Annotated in this window: 19 protein-coding genes; 11 read left to right on the top strand and 8 right to left on the bottom strand. The window is 51.5% G+C overall.

Annotation, left to right across the window (positions count from 1 at the left end):
- The first annotated feature begins 23 nt into the window (after positions 1 to 23).
- The 3 genes from C5610_RS08840 to C5610_RS08830 are packed head-to-tail and all read left to right on the top strand — an operon-like array spanning position 24 to position 4,157.
- On the top strand, positions 24 to 704 hold the full coding sequence (locus tag C5610_RS08840; RefSeq protein ID WP_105306852.1) for an ABC transporter ATP-binding protein: 681 nt from the start codon (positions 24 to 26) through the stop codon (positions 702 to 704).
- On the top strand, positions 694 to 3,204 hold the full coding sequence (locus C5610_RS08835) for an ABC transporter permease (protein WP_105306851.1): 2,511 nt from the start codon (positions 694 to 696) through the stop codon (positions 3,202 to 3,204). The genes C5610_RS08840 and C5610_RS08835 overlap by 11 nt, the downstream gene beginning before the upstream one ends.
- 53 nt (positions 3,205 to 3,257) lie before the next feature.
- Positions 3,258 to 4,157 (top strand): TIGR01777 family oxidoreductase, encoded by a 900-nt coding sequence (locus tag C5610_RS08830; RefSeq protein WP_105306850.1) that lies wholly within the window; start codon positions 3,258 to 3,260, stop codon positions 4,155 to 4,157.
- 23 nt (positions 4,158 to 4,180) lie between these two features.
- Here C5610_RS08830 and C5610_RS08825 read toward each other — a convergent pair whose 3' ends face one another.
- Both C5610_RS08825 and C5610_RS08820 read right to left on the bottom strand, forming a co-directional pair.
- Complete coding sequence (locus tag C5610_RS08825; RefSeq protein WP_105306849.1) at positions 4,181 to 5,308, bottom strand: DSD1 family PLP-dependent enzyme; 1,128 nt, start codon at positions 5,306 to 5,308, stop codon at positions 4,181 to 4,183.
- On the bottom strand, positions 5,298 to 6,293 hold the full coding sequence (locus tag C5610_RS08820) for a threo-3-hydroxy-L-aspartate ammonia-lyase (RefSeq protein WP_105306848.1): 996 nt from the start codon (positions 6,291 to 6,293) through the stop codon (positions 5,298 to 5,300). The genes C5610_RS08825 and C5610_RS08820 overlap by 11 nt, the downstream gene beginning before the upstream one ends.
- A gap of 207 nt (positions 6,294 to 6,500) precedes the next feature.
- Here C5610_RS08820 and C5610_RS08815 point away from each other — a divergent pair, with 207 nt between their 5' ends.
- From C5610_RS08815 to C5610_RS08805, 3 genes are all read left to right on the top strand, one after another.
- Positions 6,501 to 6,977 (top strand): hypothetical protein, encoded by a 477-nt coding sequence (locus tag C5610_RS08815; protein WP_105306847.1) that lies wholly within the window; start codon positions 6,501 to 6,503, stop codon positions 6,975 to 6,977.
- Positions 6,978 to 7,214: 237 nt separating this feature from the next.
- The gene (locus tag C5610_RS08810) at positions 7,215 to 8,555 is read left to right on the top strand and encodes a diguanylate cyclase domain-containing protein (protein ID WP_105306846.1); all 1,341 of its coding nucleotides are present in this window, start codon (positions 7,215 to 7,217) and stop codon (positions 8,553 to 8,555) included.
- 39 nt (positions 8,556 to 8,594) lie between these two features.
- Entirely contained in the window at positions 8,595 to 9,239 is a 645-nt protein-coding gene (locus C5610_RS08805) for a class I SAM-dependent methyltransferase (RefSeq protein WP_105306845.1), read from the top strand.
- Positions 9,240 to 9,279: 40 nt separating this feature from the next.
- Here the strand turns inward: C5610_RS08805 and C5610_RS08800 are convergent, their stop codons facing one another.
- Positions 9,280 to 10,131, bottom strand: a complete 852-nt coding sequence (locus C5610_RS08800; RefSeq protein ID WP_105306844.1) for a universal stress protein — start codon at positions 10,129 to 10,131, stop codon at positions 9,280 to 9,282.
- 24 nt (positions 10,132 to 10,155) lie between these two features.
- Positions 10,156 to 11,643 carry a SulP family inorganic anion transporter gene (locus C5610_RS08795; protein ID WP_105306843.1) on the bottom strand — a complete coding sequence of 496 codons (1,488 nt, stop codon included), beginning with the start codon at positions 11,641 to 11,643 and terminating at the stop codon, positions 10,156 to 10,158.
- A gap of 391 nt (positions 11,644 to 12,034) precedes the next feature.
- Here C5610_RS08795 and C5610_RS08790 point away from each other — a divergent pair, with 391 nt between their 5' ends.
- From C5610_RS08790 to arsJ, 4 genes are read left to right on the top strand one after another with little or no spacing between them, the layout of a single operon-like run.
- Positions 12,035 to 12,727: a metalloregulator ArsR/SmtB family transcription factor gene (locus tag C5610_RS08790; protein ID WP_241970643.1), complete on the top strand. Its 693-nt coding sequence runs from the start codon at positions 12,035 to 12,037 to the stop codon at positions 12,725 to 12,727.
- Positions 12,714 to 13,733, top strand: a complete 1,020-nt coding sequence (arsB, locus tag C5610_RS08785) for an ACR3 family arsenite efflux transporter (protein ID WP_105306841.1) — start codon at positions 12,714 to 12,716, stop codon at positions 13,731 to 13,733. The genes C5610_RS08790 and arsB overlap by 14 nt, the downstream gene beginning before the upstream one ends.
- Positions 13,734 to 13,743: 10 nt before the next feature.
- Positions 13,744 to 14,739 (top strand): ArsJ-associated glyceraldehyde-3-phosphate dehydrogenase, encoded by a 996-nt coding sequence (locus C5610_RS08780; RefSeq protein ID WP_105306840.1) that lies wholly within the window; start codon positions 13,744 to 13,746, stop codon positions 14,737 to 14,739.
- Positions 14,739 to 15,962: an organoarsenical effux MFS transporter ArsJ gene (arsJ, locus tag C5610_RS08775; protein ID WP_105306839.1), complete on the top strand. Its 1,224-nt coding sequence runs from the start codon at positions 14,739 to 14,741 to the stop codon at positions 15,960 to 15,962. The genes C5610_RS08780 and arsJ overlap by 1 nt, the downstream gene beginning before the upstream one ends.
- Here the strand turns inward: arsJ and C5610_RS08770 are convergent.
- Positions 15,959 to 18,013 (bottom strand): putative bifunctional diguanylate cyclase/phosphodiesterase, encoded by a 2,055-nt coding sequence (locus C5610_RS08770; protein ID WP_105306838.1) that lies wholly within the window; start codon positions 18,011 to 18,013, stop codon positions 15,959 to 15,961. The two genes, arsJ and C5610_RS08770, sit on opposite strands and share 4 nt — an antisense overlap.
- Positions 18,014 to 18,016: 3 nt before the next feature.
- Positions 18,017 to 19,588, bottom strand: coding sequence for a methyl-accepting chemotaxis protein (locus C5610_RS08765; RefSeq protein ID WP_105306837.1), 1,572 nt, complete (start codon positions 19,586 to 19,588; stop codon positions 18,017 to 18,019).
- 243 nt (positions 19,589 to 19,831) lie between these two features.
- Here C5610_RS08765 and katG point away from each other — a divergent pair, with 243 nt between their 5' ends.
- Positions 19,832 to 22,096 (top strand): catalase/peroxidase HPI, encoded by a 2,265-nt coding sequence (katG, locus tag C5610_RS08760; RefSeq protein WP_105306836.1) that lies wholly within the window; start codon positions 19,832 to 19,834, stop codon positions 22,094 to 22,096.
- Between the two features lie 50 nt (positions 22,097 to 22,146).
- Here katG and C5610_RS08755 read toward each other — a convergent pair whose 3' ends face one another.
- Positions 22,147 to 22,962, bottom strand: coding sequence for a UDP-2,3-diacylglucosamine diphosphatase (locus C5610_RS08755; RefSeq protein WP_105306835.1), 816 nt, complete (start codon positions 22,960 to 22,962; stop codon positions 22,147 to 22,149).
- A gap of 229 nt (positions 22,963 to 23,191) precedes the next feature.
- A complete protein-coding gene (locus C5610_RS08750) occupies positions 23,192 to 24,460 on the bottom strand; it encodes an MgtC/SapB family protein (RefSeq protein WP_105306834.1) in 1,269 nt (422 codons plus the stop codon).
- Between the last annotated feature and the right edge of the window lie 41 nt (positions 24,461 to 24,501).

Below are 24,501 nucleotides of genomic sequence, written 5' to 3'. Positions count from 1 at the left end.
TTAAAAAGGAAGTTTTTCATCATATGCTCATTCAAGCCCAACAACTGGAAAAAATCGTCGATACCTCAGAAGGTAAGCTACAGATTCTGCAGCCAATTAACGTATCAATCAACGCTGGCGAGACCGTTGCCATCGTTGGTGCGTCCGGCTCTGGTAAATCCACCTTATTGTCATTACTTGCAGGGTTGGACCTCGCAACGGCCGGAGACGTTCTCATAGAGAACGAAAAACTCAGCGAATTGGATGAAGAGCAGCGTGCAAAAGTGCGTGCGGATAAAATTGGCTTTATCTTTCAGCAGTTTTTGTTAGTCCCCAGCCTGACTGCTTTAGAAAATGTCATGTTGCCGGCGGAGCTGGCCGGGCATAAAGGTGCCGAGAAGGAGGCGCGGGAGCTGTTAGCAAAAGTGGGGCTGGCGGATCGTTGGCATCATTATCCGAATCAGCTTTCTGGTGGTGAACAGCAACGTGTGGCGATTGCCCGTGCGTTTGTTGGTCAGCCAAAAATTTTATTTGCCGATGAGCCGACCGGTAATTTGGATACCCACACGGGTGAAAAAGTCGAGCAATTGCTGTTTGACTTAAATAAAGATTATGGCACGACTCTGATCATGGTCACCCATGACAATCAACTGGCTGAGAAATGCCAGCGCGTGTTGCGTATGGACGCCGGTAAATTAACGGAGGCGACTCAGGATGTGGCATAAAATTTCGTTTCGGTTGTTAAAGCAGGAGCTGAAACGAGGTGAACTGACCATTATGGCGCTGGCCATTATTTTGTCAGTTACCGCGGTACTGTCGTTATCGTTGTTCAGTGAGCGCCTGCAGTCGGGGTTGCTTGAACGCAGCAGTGAGTTTTTGGCGGCGGATCGGGTGCTCAGTTCACGCCGTGACATTCCGCAGGAATGGTTGGATGAAGCGCAAGGTCGTGACATCCAAACGGCCTGGCGGGTGGTGTTTAATTCCATGGCGTTTGCCAATGACTCATTGCAACTGATTGATGTTAAAGCGGTTTCCGACGGTTATCCGTTGCGCGGAGAACTGCGCGTGGCGGAGCAACCGTTTGTTGAAGGGGAGGTTGCACGAGGCTTGCCTGAACCGGGTGAAGCTTGGGTCGCGTCGTCATTATTCCAGGCGCTACAGATTGAGTTGGGCGATTCCATCGAAGTGGGGAACAGCGAGTTTAAAGTTACCAAGGTGGTGACTTACGAACCCGATGTGGGCTTTTCGGTGTTTACCGACAGTCCTAATGTCATCATCCGTTACTCTCAACTGGAACAAACGGGTTTGATTCAGCCGGGTAGTCGTGTTCGTTATAACGTGCTGATGGCGGGATCGCAGCAGGCTTTGGCAGACTATGAACGTTGGCTGTTGCCGCGGCTGAATGATGATACCCACAGTTGGCGTAGTATTGAAGACGGCGATAGTCCACTGGCGCGCTCGTTAAACCGGGCGGAGCGTTTTATGATGCTGGCCAGTTTGCTCGGTGTGGTGCTGGCAGCAACGGCGGTTGCGGTTGCTGCACAGCGCTATTGTCAGCGCAATTATGATGTGGTGGCGATATTCAAAACCTTAGGTGCTAGCCGCCAGCAAATTCGCCGTATTTTTATTCTTCACTTACTGCTGCTGACCGCGCTCAGTGTCGGCATCGGAATGATCTTAGGCTGGTTGGTGCAGTCGTTTGTAATAGACTGGGTTGCCCAGCAGTTGGACGCTGAATTGCCCGGGGCAAGTTGGAAGCCTTATGCGTTAGCGGCGGCAACCGGTGTTATCAGTGCGGTGATGTTTACGCTCTATCCGTTGTTCCGGTTGGTGGAAATTCCTCCTTTACGGGTACTGCACCGGCAACTGGTGGGGGCGCAGGCGGTGCGCTGGCTGCAATGGTTGCTCAGCGGTGGCACCATCTATGCGTTATTGGTGCTCTATTCTCAACAGTGGTGGTTGTCCACTGCCTTATTTGCCGGTGGTGCTTTTGCGGCGCTGCTGCTGTTAGGGATTGGTCGTCTGTTAATCCGGGCCAGTCGTCAAGCCGGTATGCAGGCGGGCAGTGCGTGGCGTCTGGCGATGGCCGGACTGCAACGGCGCGCGGCCGCAAACAGTGTGCAGATGCTGGCGTTTTCCACGGCGATCATGTTGTTGTTGCTGGTCATTGTGCTGCGTAACGACTTGTTGGCTGACTGGCAGCGGCAATTGCCGGAGGATGCGCCGAATTACTTTGCGCTCAATATTGCCGAAGAAAAAGTGCCGGAATTGCAGGCGATGTTTGAACGGGAAAATATACGTTCAACCGACCAATACCCAATTGTGCCTGGACGAGTCACCTATCACAACGGTGAACGACTGCTGGCAGAAGTCACTAAAGAAGATCGTGAAGCGCAGCAGGAGCAAGAGCAGGGCAGGGAAGGTTTTGGCCGGGAATTGTCGATGACCTGGCGTGATACGCTGCCACCCAATAATGATATTGTGGCTGGATCCTGGTGGGGCGAGGACGCTGAACCGCAGGTGTCGGTCGAGTTGAACGCTGCTGAGCGTCTCGATATTCAGGTCGGTGACGAGCTGACGTTCAATATTGGTGGTGAGGAGTTTACGGTACCGGTTACCAGTCTCCGTGAAGCTGACTGGAGCACGTTACAGCCGAACTTTTACATGATATTCAACACAGCGACCCTGAAAGACTTTCCGGCCACTTATATCACCAGTTTCCATCTCGATGAAGAGCGCAAGGACGAGTTGTATCAGTTATTCCGGCCCTTTCCGGAAGCCTCGCTGATCGACCTGGATGCGATCATTGATCAAATCCGTGAGGTGATTGCACAGGTCAGTCTGGCGATTTTATTTGTGCTGGTGCTGGTGATTATTGCCGGCTCCTTGGTGTTGATTGCTCAAGTTCAGGCGAGTATGGATGAGCGCCAGAAAGAGTTGGTGATTCTGAGAACACTGGGAGCGCCGGGTAAATTACTGAGTCGCAGTATCACTTATGAGTTCCTGGTCTTAGGGGCCATCAGTGGCTTTATCGCCACCATTGCGATGGACATTGCGCTGTTGATTTTACAAACCCAGGCATTTGGAATGGACGCTACCTGGCACTGGCGGTTATGGCTTGTTGGACCGCTGAGCGGTGCTATTATTGTAGGTGTGTTGGGACGTTTGTCGTGCGCTCGGTTAATTCGCAGAAATACCGCGCAACTGATCCGCAAATTGGCCTAACCCGCAGTCCGCCGGCCTGGTTGTAAGGTTGGCGGCTGCAACAAGGAGATATTATGAACATCTTGATGACCGGTGGTACAGGCTTAATTGGTTCGTATTTCATTAAAAAATATGGCAACAAACATGAGCTTACCGTGACCTCGCGAACGCCTGCTAAAGCGCGACAGCAATTAGGTGACAAGGTTAAGGTCATTGCGTCGCTGGATGAGGTTGAGGATATCGGCCGCTACGATGCCGTCATTAATTTACAGGGTGCCGGTATTGCTGATAAGCGCTGGAGTGCTCACCGAAAACAGGTGTTGCAGAACAGCCGCTGGCAAATAACCGAACAGCTCGCCGAGAGGATTAACCGGGCGCAAACCAAGCCGACGGTGTTTATCAGTGGCTCTGCCATTGGTGTTTACGGTCCGCGTGATGCGGCTCCGGTGAATGAGGACGGCACCGCCAATAGCGTCGACTTTGCGGTCGAGTTGTGCCGGCAGTGGGAGCAGAAGGCATTAGCTGCCAAGGACAGTACTCGGGTGGTGTTACTACGAACCGGCGTAGTGCTGGCGCCGCACGGTGGAGCCTTGGCGAAAATGATGCTGCCTTATAAGCTGGGACTTGGTGGTCCGCTTGGCAGCGGCGAGCAGATGATGTCCTGGATTCATATTGACGATATGGTGCGGGGTATTGACTATTTGTTGGCCGAACCGGAATTGTCCGGACCGGTTAATATGACCGCACCAGGTCCTGTCAGCAATAAAGCCTTCAGTCGCACGCTGGCGTCGGTGCTGAAACGACCTCATGTGTTTAAAGTGCCAGCCTTTGTGTTGAATATGGCAATGGGCGAGATGGCGTCGATGCTATTGGAAGGTCAGGCGGTGGTGCCTGACAAACTGCGGCAGCATGGCTTTGAGTTTTATTATCCCACCCTTCGTGAGGCGTTGACGGACATCAGTGAGCGGCAGTGACCGCCGCTTACTGAGGTCACCCTTTACCAGCCCTGGATCCGTTGCCATTGACTGTGAGAACCGTCCGCCATAACGATATGATAGACGTTGTGCATGGCGGCGGTGGCGCAGGCGTGGTTCGGCAATATGCGCAATGTTGTACCGACCGGGAAGTCGCTGATTGAGTGATTCCCGCTCAGCTCGATGACGCCATGCTCCTGTGAGGTACTATTGACACAAAGCCCGTCGAGTACCTCGCCCTCGATGCTGCAAACTTGTCCGTAGCCATAGTCCTGAGCCTGACCAGCAGTGCCGCGATCGCGCGACAATGCCATCCAACCGCTGTCCGTTAGCAGCCAGTTCTTTTCTTTGTTATAGCCGATGACGCTGGTAACAACCGACATGGCAAGATCCTCAATGTTGCACACGCCAATGTTTTTCATCACCAAATCAAAGGTGGTATAAACACCGGCGCGGACTTCGGATATGTCGCTAAAGTCCTCTCCAAAATGAGCCGTTGGTGTTGAACCTACACTGCTTATGCGGCACTCAATACCCGCTTGCAATAGTCGCTCGCGGGCGCGTCGCACGGCATCGCATTCCTGTTTGGCAAAGTCTTTCAAAGCCTCAGGTGTTGAGCAACCGTAGGAGCCGCCAGCGTGTGTCATTAAACCGCTGAAATGACTGCCCAGTTGTGCAGCGATCGCCGTTAATTCAGGGGCGTCAGGTTTAATACCGCCCCGGTGGTCGTCACTGTCAATTTCAATAAATACCGAAAACGACTGTTGTGTTTTACTGGCGTAATCGACCACGGCTGTTGCCTGTTCGGGCGTATCCAGCAGGATGTGTAAGTTAACGCCATGCTGGCGTATTGCGGCGACCCTTGGCAGTTTAGCCGGAGCCATTCCAACGGCATAGAGCAGATCGGTATAACCCGCTTGTGCATAGGCTTCTGCCTCCGCCAGGGTCGATACTGTGGCGGGTGCGTTTTTATCGGGCAACAAATAAGCGGCGGCTTCTAATGTGCGTAGCGTTTTCAGGTGCGGCCGTAACTGACAGCCCAAAGCGCTGATACGCTCCCTGAGACGATCAATGTTGCGCTGTAACTTAGCCTCATCGATGAGTAAATAGGGGGTATCCAGGTTTTTTACCCAAGCAGGATTAGCGGTCATTGAGTGAGCTCCTTGCTGAGTGGGATGAGAGCAGTTGGGCGTAGCGGTTGATGTCGACATTACCACCGCTGACGATAATACCCACGCGTTTTCCCTGCAGTTCTGACTGCATGGCACGGGCTGCGGCAAAGCTCAGGCAGCCGGTCGGTTCAACCACCATTTTCATGCGCTCTGCGAAAAAATGCATGGCGTCGATCAGTTGGTCGTCTGTGGCGGTTAAAATATCATCGACATTGTCACGTATGATCGGAAAGGTGTACTCCCCTAAAAACTGCGTCTGGGCGCCATCAGCGATGGTTTTTGGTGTTTCGATACGGACAATTTCACCGCGCCGGAATGACTGCTGACCGTCATTACCTGCGGCGGGCTCAACCCCATAAACTTTGCAGGCAGGATCAAAATGCCGTGCTGCCAGCGCCGAACCAGAGAGTAAACCACCACCCCCCAGGCAGACAAACAGAGCATCCAGCGAACCGGCTTGTTCGAACAGCTCTTTTGCGGCGGTTCCCTGACCAGCCAGAATGTGAGGATGGTCGTAAGGTGGAATGAGGGTATAGCCGTGTTGCTCGGCCAGTTGACGACCAATTTGTTCACGGTCTTCGGTGTAGCGGTTGTAGCTGATAACCGTAGCACCGTAGCCCCGGGTGGCTGCAACTTTTGCTGTCGGTGCGTCCTCGGGCATAATGATGGTTGCTTTGATACTCAGTCGTTGTGCTGCCAGTGCAATAGCCTGGGCATGGTTGCCTGAGGAAAAGGCGATGACGCCGGCCGCTTTCTGCTCTTCGGTAAACTGCAAAAGCGCGTTCATGGCGCCACGAAACTTAAAAGCGCCCATGCGCTGAAAGTTCTCGCACTTGAAAAATAATTCAGCACCACACAGTTCATTTGCGGTGCGCGAGGTCATCACCGGTGTCCGGTGGGCATAACCCTCGATACGCGCGGCGGCAGCTTCAACGTCTTTATACGTAGGTAACTTCAGGCTCATCGGTTTCTCAACTACGGGATAACTTGTCGTTAATGGTATTGGGATTCTAACAGCCAATACCTGCGTCTAGCTACTGTTGGTCTGGCTTAACCGTCACTGAGCAAATAACCCAGGGTTGGTTTTTCAAGACTTCTTACATTTTAGCAGTGGATCGAGTGCCGATTTGTTCTATGCTGGTTATGGGATAGACAGTATAAGGAAATAGCCATGTATTTTTTTAATATCGAGGCGCTAAAACAGCAATTGCGCGACAAACAATTGACTCAAGCTCATGCGCTCAGCTATCTGGTTGCGCTACTGGTGTTGTGGTATCTGCCCATCGGACAGTTGGGTGATGGTACTACCGCGTGGGATCAGGCCTCACTCTGGGCGTTACTGGTGATTATGGTTAGTGGTACTGTAATGGCTTATCGTGCTAACGGAGGTTCGCAGGGTGATCAGTTTCTGGAACGCTTTATCTCATTGTCATGGGTCGTTTTTTGGCGGATATTACCGATGTTGTTCCTGCTTGCTTGGCTCGCCGTCATTTTGCACACAATGACCTACGGCGATAGCCACTATCAATTGACGGTGTATGGGTTTGGCTTTTCGGTAGTCGCTGAGTTGCTTTATTACCAGCGTCTTTGTTCGCATTTACGGCAGCTTAATGGCACTGAAACGGAGGGACATTATGTCCACAGTTAAGCTTAAGCGGTGGCTACCATTAACGGTTTGTTTAATCGTCGCATTGCTCTTTTATGGTGCCGGGATGGCAAGCGGGGCGCTCAGTTTTGCGCTTGCGGGCGCGCTGTTTGAACTATTATTTTGGTTCGGGCTATTCAGAAGGTCTTCGCAAACCTAGGGCTGTGTTACCTTCATTTGTTGCGTAACTGTTAATTTTAGTTTAACGTTAGCTTAAGTGACGATGAGGTAGCCGACGCCATGAATAAACGTGCGAAAATTGCAGTGCTTAGCGTATCGTGCGTTTATGTTGTGGTGTGGTTTTTGGTCACCAATTATGCCGCCAATGCTTATGTCTCATCGCGATTTTCTGCGCAGCAGGAGCAGGCTCGACAACAGGTTTCGCTGGCGAAATCGACCCTTGAAGCCATCCTGTTCAAAGACGTTTATCTTGCAGACAGTCTTGCCACCGTCGTCAATATTGAGCCTCAGTTTGCCATCGATAACTGGCAGTCCATTTCCAAAAAGCTGATGGCCGATTCCTCACATGTTCGCAATGTAGCCATGGCGCCTGACAATACCATTCAATACATTTATCCGTTAGCCGGGAATGAGCAAACACTCGGCTTTCGTTATCAGGATCGTCCCGACCAGTTTGAATATGTGCAGCGCGCGCAGCGCAGCGGTAAAGTGGTTATTGATGGCCCTCGCGAATTGATTCAGGGCGGTATTGGTTTGATCGTCCGCTTTCCGATTTTCAGTGACTATCCGATTTCGCTGGAATACTGGGGCGTCGTCAGTGTGGTGATTGATTATGATGCCATCATGAAAGAAGCCGGCTTTAACGATTTTGAGCGCGTTGAAGTGGCACTGCGACATGATCAAGACCAACAACAGCAGAGTGTCTTTTTTGGTCGTCCTGAAACCTTTGAGACGGCAGACTTTACGCTGCCCGTCACGCTTCCCTCGGGTCGTTGGCAAATGGCGGCAAAATATAACCTGGCGCTCGATAGCAACGAACAAACACTGCTCTATGGTTTGTGGGTAGCCAGCGCGGCGTTAGCGCTGTTAATTTACCTCGCTATCCTAACCCTGTTTCGGTCTTTCCATGCGGCTCGCCAACATGCGCTTCATGATGAACTGACTAAGCTTCCCAATCGTCGGTTCCTCATGAATTACATCGAGGGCTTAATTTCGCGCCGGGGAGCACCACCACAGTTTGCCATCATTAATGTCGATTTAAACCACTTCAAAAAAGTGAACGATGAGTTAGGACATGATGCCGGTGATGCGTTACTCAGACACATCGCAAAACTCATGCTGATGCAGGTTCGGGCGACGGATCTGGTGGCACGTATTGGTGGTGATGAGTTCATTATTGTGTTGAATCGAATAACCGAAGAAGCCTCGGTTAGGCAGTTTGTAGACACATTAAAAGCGAATATCGAGCGCAGTCCGTTGCCGTATAAAGACCAGCTTATTTACCCCTCCTTGAGTGTTGGCTTCGCGCTTTCCGATGGTAAAAAATCGCGTGAGGCATTACTGTCGGAAGCGGATGCCGCCATGTATAAGATGAAGATCGCGCACCGAACAGGCCACTAGGCTTTGACGGTAATTAATGCGTTAGCGTAATATACGCCAATGCAATGCACTCTTTGTTCATCAACGGCCGTGGAATACTGCCGGGATCGCAAGCGCCGTTATTTTCGCTGTGGCAGCTGCGACCTGGTGTTTGCTGATCCTCAATCGCGCTTAACCGCCGCCGATGAAAAAGTTATCTATGACTTTCATGAGAACGACCCCAACGATCCCGGCTATCGTCGCTTTTTAGCGCAGCTATCGACACCATTAATCGAGCGTTTATCGCCGGGTATGCGAGGGTTGGATTTTGGTTGCGGCCCTGGACCTACGCTGAATCTGCTGTTGGAAGAGCAGGGCATGTCGATGGATTTATACGATCTGTACTATTTTCCGGACAAGTCAACACTTCAGTCGCAATATGATTTTGTGACGGCGACTGAAGTGGTTGAGCATTTTCGCCAGCCTGCTGAAAGTTGGCGCGAACTCGTTGAGCTGGTCAAGCCGGATGGTTGGCTGGGGGTGATGACCGCCTTGATGAACAAGGCTGGCATCGCAGAATTTAAGAATTGGCATTATAAAAATGACCTAACACACGTCAGTTTTTACTCCCCCCAAACCATCGCGTGGTTAGCGCATGCATTTAAGTTAGACTGCCATGTTCTCAGTGAACGCGTGGTTTTGTTTAAACGCAGGCGTTTCGAGTAAAAACTCAAAGCTCACGCCAGAGGCGCGAGCCATTCGTCGATTAGCGTAGAATCAGCAACGGCGTTTTACTGGCTTCAATCATTGCCGTGGTGGTACTGCCTACCAAAAACTGACGGATTTTTGAGTGGCCGTAGGCGCCCATCACCATCATGCCGATTTGGTGTTGGTCCTGATACTGATGCAATGCTGGTTCAACGTCGCCGGCAACAATAGCGGTCTCGACCTGATGACCACCTTGCTGCAACGCTTCACGCGCCCAGTCAAGGGCTGCGTTGTTGGTATCGGAATCGGCACCGACCATCACGACATGCACCGGCATGCCGGCAAATAACGGACTTTTAGCGAGCAGTTCGATGGCTTTTTTGGTTGATGCGCTGCCATCATAGGCGAGCATGACCGAATTCGGTGCGGTAAACTTATCCGGCGTCAATAAGATGGGTTTATGTACCCGCCGCAACACGGTTTCCAACTGACTGCCGATGTGTGAGCCAGCGCCATGATCTTCGCCATGAACGCCCATCACCAACAGCCGTGTTTCAGCTGCTAATGCCAGTAATGATTCGACCAACGCACCATGACGCTGGCGCATGGCAACATCAGTGACCTTACTGTTAGCGAGCACCTGACGTTTGGCTTCATCCAACAGTTGGTGACCGTGCTCAAGCAGGAGTTTACCTTTTTGCGCATCCAGCTCCGCCAGTTCTTCGAGCAACCGTTCACGGCTACCGAGGCCAATATGGCCGGTCATATCCTGACGTGCTGCGGCATGACCTTCTTCGATAACATGCAACAGTGTTAACGGCGCGGTTAACTGTGCTGACGCCCAGGCGGCCGATTCAACGACCGCTGACATCGCACTCGAGCCGTCGATACAAGCGATTACGTTACTCATGTTGTTCTCCTTATGACTGAGTGCTTAATGGCCGCTTAAAATGTCTTCGGCGTCAGCTTTATCATGCACGCCAAAACGGTCGACGATGGTTGCGCTGGCTTCGTTAAGACCAATGACTTCGACCTCGGCGCCTTCGCGACGAAACTTAATGACCACCCGATCTAGCGCATTAACCGCGGTAATGTCCCAGAAATGCGCATGAGACAGGTCGATAATGACCTTATCAACGGCTTCTTTCAAATCAAATGAGGCAATGAACTTTTCAGAAGAACTGAAAAAGACCTGACCAATGACGTCGTAACGACGAGTCTTGCCGTCGTTATCAATGCTTGAACGCACGTGCATGTAATGACCAACTTTGTTGGCGAAAAACAGTGCGGCCAGTAACACACCAACTGCAACACCAATCGCCAGGTTATGGGTGGCGACAACGATGGCAACGGTGGTCACCATGACGATGTTGGTGGAAAGCGGATGCTTTTTCAGATCGCGAATGGAGCCCCAGCTAAAGGTTCCAATCGAAACCATGATCATCACGGCAACCAGCGCTGCCATTGGAATGATCTTGAGCCATTCGTCTAAAACCAAAATCATGATCAGCAAAAACACACCTGCGGTGAGTGTTGATAAGCGACCTCGGCCACCGGATTTGACGTTGATAATGGATTGACCAATCATCGCACAACCGGCCATGCCGCCGAATAAGCCGGCACCAATGTTGGCGATGCCTTGACCGCGACACTCTTTGTTGCGGTCGCTGGAGGTATCGGTCAGGTCGTCAACAATGGTTGCGGTCATCATCGATTCCAGCAAACCAACCACGGTCAGACCAATTGAGTACGGCAAAATGATCCACAGTGTTTCCAAGGTTAATGGAACGTCCGGCCACAAAAATACCGGTAGCGTATCCGGAAGTTGACCCATATCACCCACGGTACGGATATCGAGTCCCAGCGCTACGGCGACGATGGTCAGGGTAACGATGCAAACTAAGGGGGATGGGATGGCTTTCCCAATCACCGGCAGATACGGGAAACCATAAATGATCGCCAGTCCGGCAGCGGTCATTGCGTAAACGTGCCAGGTCACGTCGGTTAATTCCGGTAACTGCGCCATAAAAATCAAAATGGCGAGAGCGTTCACGAAACCAGTCACAACTGAGCGTGACACAAAGCGCATCAATTCACCCAGTTTCAAATAACCGGCGACGATTTGTAGTACGCCGGTTAACAGTGTTGCTGCCAGCAGGTATTCGAGCCCGTGTTCCTTGACCAGGGTAACCATGAGCAGCGCCATAGCGCCAGTCGCGGCACTGATCATGCCCGGTCGGCCACCGACAAAGGCAATAATTACTGCGATACAGAACGAAGCGTACAAACCCACTTTCGGGTCAACGCCGGCAATGATAGAAAAGGCGATGGCCTCAGGAATAAGGGCAAGTGCGACAACAATACCCGAGAGCAGATCATTTTTGGTGTTAAAGAACCAGTGTTCTTTTAAATACTTAAACATAGACAGACGTGTTCCAGCTAACGTTAAAAGTTACTTTGAGAAGTCGTGAATACAGCGAAATTTTTTACAGACAGGCGCACAGGGGCGCCGAGCGCTACAGGGGGTCAGCAGCTAGGGTGGCGTAAGCAAATTGTTATTAGCAATTCGGGCGCTCATAAAAAATGGGAAAGTGACTAAAATCAAAATTTGCGCGGATAATACACGGATAAGCCCTGAAAGTAAAACTTTGTATGATAATTACTCACCGGTAAGTGATCGGTAAAATGATCTTGCTGGTGTTAAATATATGGAATACCATATATATGGTAATTCGAATGTATTGGAGTCTGAGGTGTCTCGCTCAAACTGTCGTGTGTTATTTTTGTGCACTGCTAATTCGGCGCGTTCGTTGATGGCAGAGGCCATATTTCGCCACCTGGCGGATGACCGTTTTCAGGTGGCGTCCGCCGGAACTCATCCTTCACAGCCGGAACCACGCGCGCTAAAAGCCCTGGAGGCGATCGGAATAGACTGTACTGGATTGCACTCGACAGCGTTGGCTGATGTTGACGTCAATGACTTTGATTACGTCATCAGTTTGTGTGATCGAGCCCGCACCGAGTGTCAGACGTTAGCCGGTGAGCACCGCTTTATTGCCTGGGATTTTGCCGACCCGGTTGCCAGTAAAAAGCAGGATGCATTCCGGAAAACGGCGCACGAACTGACCGAGCGCATAAAAATGTTTTTACTGATCATGCGTAAGCAAAGCACTCGTCCGCAACTGTTCGATGAGCCGCATGAGTTTTTTAAAGTGCTGGCCGATCCGTTACGTTTGCAAATGATTTTGATGTTGCACCACTACGGTGAACTCTGTGTCTGTCAGTTTGTCGAGGCGACCGCTATGTCACAGCCAAAAGTCTCACGGCATCTGGCCCAGCTACGTGAATACGGCCTGCTGACCGATAGGAAAGATCAGCGTTGGGTCTACTATCGAATCAATCCGGCGTTACCGGACTGGATGGCCAAAGTGATTGCCACCAGTGCTGCGTATCATGTGCAAAAAATACCACAACAGATCAAGGACGTAACAAATGGGTGTATTTGAACGCTGGCTGTCGTTATGGGTCGCCATTGCGATTCTCGCCGGTACCGTATTAGGAAATATTATCCCCGGCGTGTTTGAATGGTTATCGGGGCTCGAGTTTGCGCAGGTTAACTTTGTCATTGCCGTATTGATCTGGTTGATGATTTATCCGGTGATGGTGCAGGTCAACTTTGAATCCATCAGCCAAATCGCTAAGGAACCCAAAGGCTTGATACTGACTGTGATCATTAACTGGTTGGTTAAGCCGTTCACGATGGCATTGGTTGGTTGGCTATTTTTTAACGGTGTTTTCGCCGATTACATTCAACCGTCAACCGCTAACGAATACTTGGCCGGGGTCATTCTGCTCGGTGTGGCGCCTTGTACCGCAATGGTGTTTATCTGGAGTCAACTGACCCGAGGTGATGCCAACTATACGCTGGTGCAAGTGTCAGTAAATGATTTGATCATGATTTTTGCTTTCGCACCGATTGCCGCACTGTTGTTGGGGGTAACCGATATTGTGGTGCCATGGCAAACGCTGTTGTTAAGTGTGGTTTTGTATGTGGTGGCGCCACTGCTGGCCGGTTTAATGACCCGGCGTAGGTTATTACAACGCGGTGAAACGGCACTGGAAGGTTTTGAACGAGGCATGAAGCCCTGGTCTATCGTCGGGTTGTTGATGACAGTGGTGTTGCTGTTTGGTTTTCAGGCGGAGATCCTGCTGACGCGACCTCTGGATATTGCCATGATTGCGACCCCATTGCTGGTACAAACCTATGGCATTTTTGCATTGGCATTTGTCATTGCTCTGTTGATTAAACTGCCGTATCGGATTGCCGCACCAGCTTGTCTTATTGGTACCTCAAACTTCTTTGAATTAGCCGTAGCGGTCGCCGTTTCGCTGTTTGGGTTGCAGTCCGGCGCAGCGTTAGCGACGGTTGTAGGGGTGTTGGTTGAAGTTCCGGTGATGTTGTCGTTGGTGTGGTTTGCTAACCGCACTCAGCATTGGTTTAGCACAAAATGAAGAGGCTATTATGGCGATAAAAGTAGGTATTAACGGATTAGGGCGTATCGGACGTTTGGCACTGCGCGCGGCATGGGACAATCCCGAATTGCAAATTGTGCAGGTGAACGATCCCGGTGCCGATGCGGAAACCTTCGCGCATCTGCTTAATTTCGACTCGGTGCACGGGCGTTGGAGCTATGAGGCTCGGGGCGAAGACGGAGCACTCATGATCGGATCCGAGCGTATTCGTTTCAGTCAGCATAAGTGCATTGCTGATAACGACTGGAGCGGTTGCGATGTCGTGTTAGAGGCCTCGGGTAAAATGAAACAAGTTAAGGTACTGAACGACTACCTCAGCCAGGGAGTTAAGCGAGTGGTGGTCTCGGCGCCGGTGAAAGAGCCGGGCGCGTTAAACATTGTGGTGGGTGTGAATGATCACTTGTTCGACCCGCAACAGCACCGGATCGTAACCGCGGCGTCCTGCACCACCAACTGCTTAGCGCCGGTGGTTAAAGTGTTGCAGCAAAACATTGGTATCAAACATGCATCGATAACCACCATCCATGATCTGACCAATACGCAGAGTATTCTGGATGCACCGCATAAGGATCTGCGCCGTGCCCGTGCTTGTGGCATGAGTTTGATTCCGACCTCAACCGGTTCAGCCACCGCGATTGTAGAGATTTTCCCAGAGCTGAAGGACAAGATCGACGGCCATGCCGTGCGAGTGCCGTTGGCCAACGCATCACTGACCGACTGTGTGTTTGAGGTGGAAAAGCCAACCTCTGCTGAACAAATCAATGGCTGGCTGAAAGAAGCCGCTGAAGGCGAGCTAAAAGGGATTCTGGGCTATGAAGAGCGGCCGCTGGTCTCTATCGACTATAAAACCGATCCTCGCTCCAGCATTGTTGATGCACTATCAACGAAAGTCATTAATGGCACTCACGTGAAGATTTATGCCTGGTATGACAATGAGTGGGGCTATGCCAATCGTGCTGTTGAACTGGTCGAAAAGGTGGGCTGATGCTGGCTAAACTGTCTCCGGCAATCCGCCAATACTTACTGGTTACCGGTAATTACTGGGCGTTTACTCTGACCGATGGCGCACTGCGCATGCTGGTGGTGCTGCACTTTCACCAGCTTGGCTACAGTGCGCTGGAAGTGGCCATGCTGTTCCTGTTTTACGAGTTTTTTGGGGTGGTTACTAACTTGTTCGGCGGTTGGTTGGGCGCGCGCTGGGGACTTAACCGTACCATGAACATCGGTTTGGGGTTGCAGATCGTGGCATTGGCGATGTTGCTGGTGCCGGCTGCCTGGTTAACGGTGGTCTGGGTGATGGCGGCTCAGGCGCTGTCCGGTATTGCCAAAGATCTGAATAAAATGAGTGCGAAAAGCACCATTAAATTGTTGGTGCCGGATGACCAGCAAAGCCAGCTCTATAAGTGGGTAGCCATTCTGACTGGTTCGAAGAACACGCTCAAAGGCGTTGGCTTCTTCCTCGGCGGGTTGTTGTTAACCGTGATTGGCTTTCAGGGCGCGGTGCTGGCCATGGCGATCATGTTGAGCCTGGTCTGGATCGGCAGTTTAGTGTTTTTACGCAAAGAGTCCGGTAAGGCGAAGTTTAAGCCCAAGTTTAAGGACTTACTGTCAAAAAGCCGTCCCATCAACATTTTATCGGGCGCACGCTTTTTACTGTTTGGTGCACGTGACGTCTGGTTTGTGGTGGCGTTACCGGTGTTTCTTGCCAGCCAGCTAAACTGGACGCACTGGCAGGTTGGCAGCTTTCTGGCGCTGTGGGTAATTGGTTACGGTGTTGTCCAAAGTTTCGCACCAAGGTTTACTCAGTCACAGCGTGTCGCGCCCCATCGTCAAGCGGTTGTCTGGGGGGCTTTGCTGACACTCAGCCCATTGTTGCTGTCGATAGCGTTGTGGCAGTCGGCACCGGTTGCCGCCAGCATCATTATTGGACTGGGTCTGTTTGGAGCACTGTTTGCGGTTAACTCATCGTTGCACAGTTATCTGATCGTATCCTACTCACGCAGCGACGGTGTTTCGTTGGACGTTGGTTTCTATTACATGGCCAACGCCGCCGGGCGGTTGCTGGGCACGATACTGTCCGGCTGGATTTATCAACAGTGGGGGCTGGTTGCCTGCCTCGGGGTATCGGTTCTATTACTCTTGGGCTCCACCATTGCCGTGAGCGCATTACCCGCGCGCAAATCGCTTGCTGAGGCAGCAAGCGATTAGTTGTCGAGGGTTTGCAACCAGTCGGGGATCGGGCTGGGCTTGTGAAAGTGGAAGCCTTGTAACAAGTCGACGCCGCTGTCACGTAGATAATCGGCCTGTAACTGCGTTTCGACGCCCTCAGCAACGATCGACAGACGCATGTGGCGGGCCATCAAAATCATTGAATCGAGGAGGTTGCGGTCGCGGTGACTTTCAAAGGCGTTTTGTACGAATTCGCGATCAATCTTCAGCTCACTGACGGGTAACAACTGTAACCGGCGAAGGTTCGAATAACCGGTGCCAAAATCATCCAGAGAAAAATTCACACCTTTACTGTTAAGCTGGTGCATGATGGCGCGCACTTTGTCATGATCGTGGAGTAATAAATTTTCAGTAATTTCGATAAATAACAATGACAGCGGTGCATTGTATTCACGCATCACCGTTAACACGGTGTCGGCAAACTGTTCATGCAAGAACTGTTTGGGACTGACGTTCCATGCAATCGGTAATCCGGTCGCCTTGATCACCGGGGCTACCTGCCGCAGCATCCACTCACCGATAGGAATAATAAGTCCGAGCCGCTCCGCCACCGGAATGAAGTGATCGGGTCTGATCAACTCATTGTCATGCCGCCAGCGGATCAGGGCCTCGGCTCCGGCGATGCGATACCTGTCGTCGACTTTGGACTGTAGCCAGCACTCAAAACCGCTGGCTTTACCGGTTTTTATGTTTGCCAGTTCCCGTCGCAGGGCGTTCTCCAGGCGATAATCCTGCTGGATCGAAGAAATCATTTTATCCCGGTACTGCTGCACCTGGTCACGCCCTGATTGGCGCGCGTTTTCCAGCGCCGACTCCGCATTCAGCAAAGCGTCATTAGCTTTGGTGTAACGACTGACGAAGGCAACACCGACACTGATGGTTAAATGGATATCGGTACCACAACTCAGGGTAATGGGTTCGCGTATTGTCGCTAACAGCTCATGAATCCGTGCCACAGTACTTTCAGGCTCGCAGTAGGGGGCGCGGCAGGCAACGATAAAACGGTCACCGAGATCTTTGGCAACGATAGCTTCTTTTAGGGCGATTTCGCGGATAGTACGGGCAACATATTGTAGCGCTTCATCGCCGGCGCGTTCGCCCAATACGGTATTGATGCGGCGGAAGTAGTCGATGTTAATGCAACCAACGGCTACATCCGCCTCGGCCAGCCATTGTTCAAGTTGTTCCAACAGCCGCACGCGATTGGGTAAGCCGGTCAGGCGATCGAAATAAGAAAGAAATTCGATTCGCTCGGCGGTGTTTTTTTGTTGGGTGATATCGCGGACGGTACCGATAAAGCGTTTACCCTCATGAGTTTCGGTTTCTGAGACCGCCAAATCAATAGGGAATATGGTACCGTCTTTATGCCGAGCATTGACTTCACGACCGGTGCCGATGATCTTTCGTTTACCGGTTGAGAGGTAGTTGGCCAGATACTGGTCATGCTCGCGGGCGTAAGGGTTTGGCATCAACAGCTTAATATTTTTTCCCAGCACCTCATCGGCCCGGTAACCAAAAATGCGTTCGGCCGGACGGCTGAAGCCTTGAATAATGCCATAACTGTCGATGGTGATGACGCCATCGAGAATATTATCAAGAACGGTGTTCAGTGATGCTGAGCTTTGTTTAAGCTGGTTAAGGGTATCGTTGGTGACCGAAATATCCTGCACGGAACCGAATAAATAGGGACTTCCCGCTTCTGTTCGATACAGAGCGCCGTTATTTTTTACCCACTTAACCTGGCCCTTGGCGGTTATGATTTTACTCTCAAACTGCCATGACTCTTTACCGGTTAACGCTTCATCGATTGCCTGCAGTACCTGTGCGCGAAAGGGGTCGGGGTAATAGCCGAGTGCGTCATCGAGGTTGATGGGATTATCAAGCGGGCGCTCGAATAATTGATAAGTCTGTTCGCTCCAAAGCAATTGATTCGTCGCGAGGTTTAAACACCACGAGCCACTGCCGGTAAGGACTTCGGTCTGTTGTAACAGCTGTTCAGCCGATACCGGCCAGCTACTGCGTTTCATCATGGTTTAGTGTTTACTGCTAAATCGTTGAATCAATTGGTGTAATTCATCCGTTGTTTGCTGCAGACGTTCACTTGAGCGTGACGTTTCGTTCGCGTTATCGCGCGCTGTACGAGAGCTGTCGGCAATATCCGTTACTTGTTGGTTAATGTGTTCGGCCACGTTACTTTGTTGCTCAACGGCTGATGACATCTGGATGGTCATTTCATTGATTGATTGTACCGCGCGGCGAATTTCTTCCAGTGCGGTTTCCGTTTTGCCAACCATTTCGACGCCTTCTTTGGCTGCGTCCTCGCCCTGCTGCGAAACGCGTACCGCATTTTGAGCTTTTTGCATCAGGTTTTCAATAATCTTATGAATGCTTTCGGTTGAATTGCGGGTTTTTGTGGCCAGTGTACGTACCTCATCGGCTACCACACTAAAACCGCGGCCATGTTCACCGGCCCGAGCCGCTTCAATGGCAGCGTTTAGGGCAAGCAGATTGGTCTGTTCGGCAATGGTGGTGATGAGATCCGCTGCTTTACCGATTTCGTTGGTGGAACCCGACAGTTCTTCTACGGTCTTGGCGATGGTAGCGACCGAGTCGCTTAAGCGGTTAATGGCTTGCAACGCCTGTCCCGCAACGGCGACGCCCGTGTCAACGTTACGGGCTGCGGTTTCTGATTTTTCCGCATTATTCTCGACACTGTCGGCCACTTCCTGGATGGACGTGGACATCTGGTTAATCGCCGATGCAACGTCCTGGGTTTTACTGGTCTGTTCTTCAATCAGTGCATTACTGGCAGCGGCTTGCTCGCGGGTGGCGCGGACAATGCTGCCCAGTTTCTCAACCGAGTCTTCAACGCGGGTAATGGCGGTGCGTGAGCGCGCGGCCTCGCTGCGTATCATCATTTCCAGCTGTGCCTTGGCGCCACCGTCTTTCGAGTAGGTGTATGCCACAATTCTGTTGGTGAAGGCGTCAGGGCGCAACGCTATGAGTTGTTTGAAGGCGCTTTCGTGATGCCAGCAGGTGGTTATGCAGGTTACAATCGCCGTCACCAATAGGATGGCCGCCGCACTCCAGCCAATCAGCAACAGGCTGATTATGATAGCGACTAGGGCGGGTAACCAAACCGGTGCTAATTGACGGGTGTAGTAACGGATAAAGTCAAACAACGAGAACGGCTTTTTGCCCTGGCGCATGCGCGCGTAAACCCGTGCCGCCCGCTGCTTTTGCTCCTCGCTCGGTAACACGCGTACCGATTCATAGCCGGTGATGGTGTTGCCTTCGAAAATGGGGGTGACATAAGCACTGACCCAATAATAATCACCATTCTTGCGGCGATTTTTAACCAGCCCCATCCAGGGTTTGCCCTGACTGATGGTCTGCCACATATTTTCATAAACCGCCGGTGGCATATCGGGATGACGGACAATATTGTGAGGCGCGCCAATCAGTTCTTTGTGACTAAAACCACTGACTTCCAAAAAGGCATCATTCACGTATTCGATATTGCCGCGTCGGTCGGTGGAAGAGATTAAGCGTTGGTTTTCAGGGAAGCGATATTCCGTTTGGGTAACCGGTTGATTGTTGCGCATATGTTACAAGTCGCCTTTGATGTATGTCATATCACTGTTGCACTATAGTATTCATTTCGGCTGAATCAATCTTTTATTGAGCTTTTATTGAAATAATTTTTAATAAATTTTGAAGTAGCTGTCGATTAGGACAATCTGTTTTTCCAATGAATTTTGCACTCTCATTTTTCCACCGGTCGTCTATAGTATTTGCGTGGCTGTAACGTTGTTGTAATTAAACCAATAACCGAAAGGACTTCAATCATGAACGCAAAAAAAATACCGGTACTGTCGGCGGTCGCGCTGGCGGTGACAATGGCGATGTCAGCAGGTTCTGCGCACGCTCAGGACAAACCCTCATACCATCACAATGGCGCGATGCAGGAAGCGAAAGAAAACAGCTTCTGGTGGCCGAACCGATTAAACCTCGAACCCTTGCGTCAGCATAGCCCGGAATCGAACCCCATGGGGGAAGACTTCGACTACGCGGAAGCCTTCTCGCAGGTGGATTTGGAGCAACTGAAGAAGGATATTGAAACGCTGATGACCACCGAACAGGATTGGTGGCCGGCGGACTGGGGTCACTATGGCCCGTTCTTCATTCGTATGGCGTGGCACGGTGTTGGTACCTACCGGGTACAGGACGGCCGTGGTGGCGGCTCCGGTGGTCAACAACGTTTCGAACCGCTGAACAGTTGGCCGGATAACGTCAGCCTGGATAAAGCCCGTCGCTTGTTATGGCCAATCAAGCAAAAATATGGCCGTTCGATTTCCTGGGGTGACTTGATGACCCTGACCGGTAACGTTGCGTTGGAAAGCATGGGCTTTAAAACCCTTGGCTTCGCCGGTGGCCGCGTTGATGCGTGGGAGCCGGATATTGTTTACTGGGGACCAGAGTCAGAGTGGTTAGGCGATAAACGCTATAAAGGCGATCGCGAGCTCGAAAACCCACTGGCAGCGGTGCAGATGGGTTTGATTTATGTGAATCCGGAAGGTCCTAATGGTAACCCGGATCCGCTGTTGGCAGCGAAAGACATTCGTGACACCTTCGCGCGCATGGCAATGAATGATGAAGAGACGGTTGCCTTGATTGCCGGCGGCCATACTTTTGGTAAAGCACACGGCGCTCACAGTCCTGAGGAATGTCTGGAAGCAGAACCCGCGGCGGCACCGGTCGAGCAACAAGGTCTTGGCTGGAAAAACAACTGTGGTAAAGGAAATGCGGAAGACACCATCACCAGTGGCCTGGAAGGGGCATGGTCGGCCGCACCGACCCAGTGGACGATGCAATACCTGAATAACTTGTTTAATTTTGAGTGGGAACAGACTCGCAGCCCGGCCGGAGCGATTCAGTGGATTCCGAAAGATGGTCAGGCATCCAACTTAGTACCTGACGCTCATGTCGAAGGTAAACGCTCAGCGCCGATCATGTTTACCACCGATTTGTCGCTAAAATTCGATCCTGAATACCGCAAGATTGCAAAACGCTTCCAGGAAAACCCGGAAGAGTTCGAGCAGGCCTTTGCCCGCGCATGGTTTAAACTGACTCACCGTGACTTGGGTCCAAAAGCGGTTTACTTAGGTGATGATGCGCCGCAGCAGGATTTCCTGTGGCAGGATCCGATTCCTGAAATCGACTATACCCTCATCGATGACAATGACGTAGCCGAATTGAAGGCGCGTATCCTGGATTCTGGTTTAACGGTTTCAGAATTGGTGCGTACTGCCTGGGCAGCGGCGTCAAGCTTCCGTGCTACGGATTTGCGCGGTGGTGCCAACGGTGCTCGCATTGCGCTGGAGCCACAACTTAACTGGGAAGCCAATAACCCGGAAGAGTTAAAGCGGGTACTGGCCACACTGAAAGAGGTGCGCGCCGACTTCAATGATGATTTGTCCGGTGATAAACAAGTTTCACTGGCCGACACCATTGTGCTGGCTGGTGCCGCAGCGATTGAAAAGGCCGCTGCAGATGGCGGTTATGAGGTGAGTGTGCCCTTCGTTCCGGGTCGCAATGACACCACTCAAGAGCTCACCGACGTGCATTCGTTCTCATTCCTGGAGCCAACTGCGGATGCCTTCCGTAACTACTACAGTGATGAGAGCCGCCTGAATCCCGCACAGATGATGGTCGATAAAGCGGATACCCTTGATCTGACGGTGCCTGAAATGACCGTTTTGATTGGTGGTTTACGCGCTCTGGACGCCAACTATAACGGGTTGGATCATGGTGTGTTCACCGATCAACCGGGTACGCTGAGCAACGACTTCTTCGTCAACCTGCTGAGCATGGACACCGAATGGTCGAAATCAGCGAATGACGAGTCGATTTTTGTCGGCCGCGATCGCAACACCGGTGAGCAAAAATACACCGCAACCACCGTTGATCTGATCTTTGGTTCGAACTCGGAGCTTCGTGCTGTGGCTGAAGTTTACGCGTTAGACGACAGTAAAGAGAAGTTTGTTAATGACTTCGTGCAAGCTTGGACCAAAGTGATGCAATTGGACCGTTTCGATTTAAACAAATCGTAGCAAACCAACGGGTAAAACATAACGGCGGCCTGCTTTCGCAGGCCGCTTTTTTATACCACGCGCGCCAGTAAGACTTCTTGGTTAGCGCGGCTGCGCAACCAGCTCTGGGCGCACAGCAACTCGAACTCACCACTACAGTGTTCAACCACGGCAGAGCAGGAATCCTGCCAGTCGCCGGTATTCAAATAATGAGTGTCATTAAGCTGTTTATCGGCCGGAACGTGAATGTGGCCGCAGATGATGCCGTCGTAACCTTTGCGTTTGGCAAATTCGCTGGCTGCGAGTTCGTAGTCGTTAATGTAGTTTAATGCACGCGCCGAGCGTGACTTAACCGCGGATGCCAGGCTCCAGTAGCCATGCCCTTTATGGGTACGGGCTTTATTCCACCAACGATTAATTCGTAATAAGGCGCTGTAAATTGAGTCTCCCAGCCAACTGAGCCAAGGGTGACAGTGCACGTCCTTGTCAAACTGATCACCATGAATAACCAGGTAACGCGCGCCGCAACGGCTGACGTAGTCGTGACGATTGCATAGCTTAATATTGGTTAAGCCGTAATCAAATGGGTAGGCCTTAAGAACATGGCGAAAGCCTTCGTCATGATTACCGGTAATGTAGATAACTTCAGTGCCGTCACGGGCTAGCGATAAAATCTTTTTTATTACCTGCAGGTGAGCTTCGGGCAGTCCAAGGCTGCGGCGTTTGATCACCCAAAGGTCGAGTATATCGCCAACCAAGTACAGTTGCCGGCAATCGATGCTATTCAGTAATTCCATCGCCGATTCGGCGTGACAGGATGAAGTACCAAGGTGCAAATCGGATAAAAACAGTGCGTTGACGCGGTATTTTGGCGCTGAATAAGGCATGCTCATTCCTCGTTGCTGTGCTCGCTGTATTACTTTCACTGACTAAGGTGACAGTCGCATGACAGTTAAATGATGCTGTGATGAAATCCGCGCGGAAATAAAAAAGCCCCTTACAAAAAGGTAAGGGGCGAAAAGGTCTAATCCAGGGAGTGGATTGTCTTTAACGAGCAACAGTCTGCCAGAGTTATGTGACAGAAATACGACAATCCATTCACTAAATTATTACTGTTTACAGGGTAAGTTGGATCAATGCTGTGATCACTCCCGGTGTGATGCCCAGTAACATCAACAAGGCGTAGCGAAGGTGTTGTCGGAAGCCAGCAATGGCCGCGAAGACAAAGCCTTTCAACAGTGTATTGCTGGCGCAGGCCAGGACAATGGCCAGCGCTGCCACTCGATCAGCCAGATCGTTCTGTGCTGATTTTGACAGCGACAACGTGATCGCATCGACGTCCATGAGTCCGGACACAACCGCCAGCGTGTAAACACCGGCATCGCCAAACCAGGTTTTCATGGCTTCGGCCAATAACATGATGAGTGCCAGGAATATGCCAAACTTTAATGCCGTCGATAGCTGCAGAGGGTTGTTCAGCTCCAGCTCCGGCGACTCAGGTTGACCGTTGCGTTGGTGTAAACGATATAACCAGAGTAATACCAGTATCAGTCCGGCCAGCATCAGGGCAACCGGTAACCACAGTGATGCAAGCAGTTGACGGTTGACCACAAACACTTCAATCAGGACACGTGGAAACATAATACTGGACGCCAGTAGCATGGCGATAACATAAAGCACGTTGCCCTGTTGCTTTTGCGCAAAGCGAGCCATGGTCAGCGTAACCGCGGTGGACGAGGCTAAGCCGCCGGCAATAGCGGTTAACAGTGTGCCGCGTCGTTGCCCCAGCAACTGTGTCAGCAAATAACCGACAAACGACAGACCCGAGATAAGCACCACCATCCACCAGGTCCAGTAGGGATTGAGCGTCTGCCAGGGACCGTAGCCTTTATCGGGAAGGAGTGGCAGCAACACCACCGAAATCAGTAACAGAGTAATACCGGAATAAAATGCCTGGGGGGTGATTTTTTTTAACAATAAATGCAAACGTTGCTTATGGCCGAGCAACGCCACGACGACCGCGCTGACACTCAGCGCCGGTAACGGATTTCCCGACGCAGCCCAAACGGCCAAGGCAAAGGTGATGAGCATCGAGAATTCGGTGGTGATACCAGAGTCATCGGACTGTCGTGTGTGACCAATGTAAGAGGCAGCGATCAGCAGGCTGGTGACGATAAAACCGGTGACAATCAGTGCGTTGCCGAACAGTTGACCCAGTATTGCGAAAATACCCCCCGAAAGACCAATCAGGCTAAAGGTACGAACCCCGGCGAGACGTTCACCGTCACCACTGTCACGCCCACTCCAGCCCCGCTCGATACCGATCATCAAGCCAATCGCCAGTGCCGCCAGAAGGGATAGTGCAAGTTCGAGCTGGTAGTGCATACTCACTCTTCACATTGTAAAAATCATCGTCAGAATGATGA

The organism is Idiomarina sp. OT37-5b (assembly GCF_002968395.1).
GTDB classification, from domain to species: Bacteria; Pseudomonadota; Gammaproteobacteria; order Enterobacterales; family Alteromonadaceae; genus Idiomarina; species Idiomarina aquatica.
Note: the sequence above shows the minus strand (reverse complement) of the source record. Positions and strands in the feature narration are given on the sequence as shown.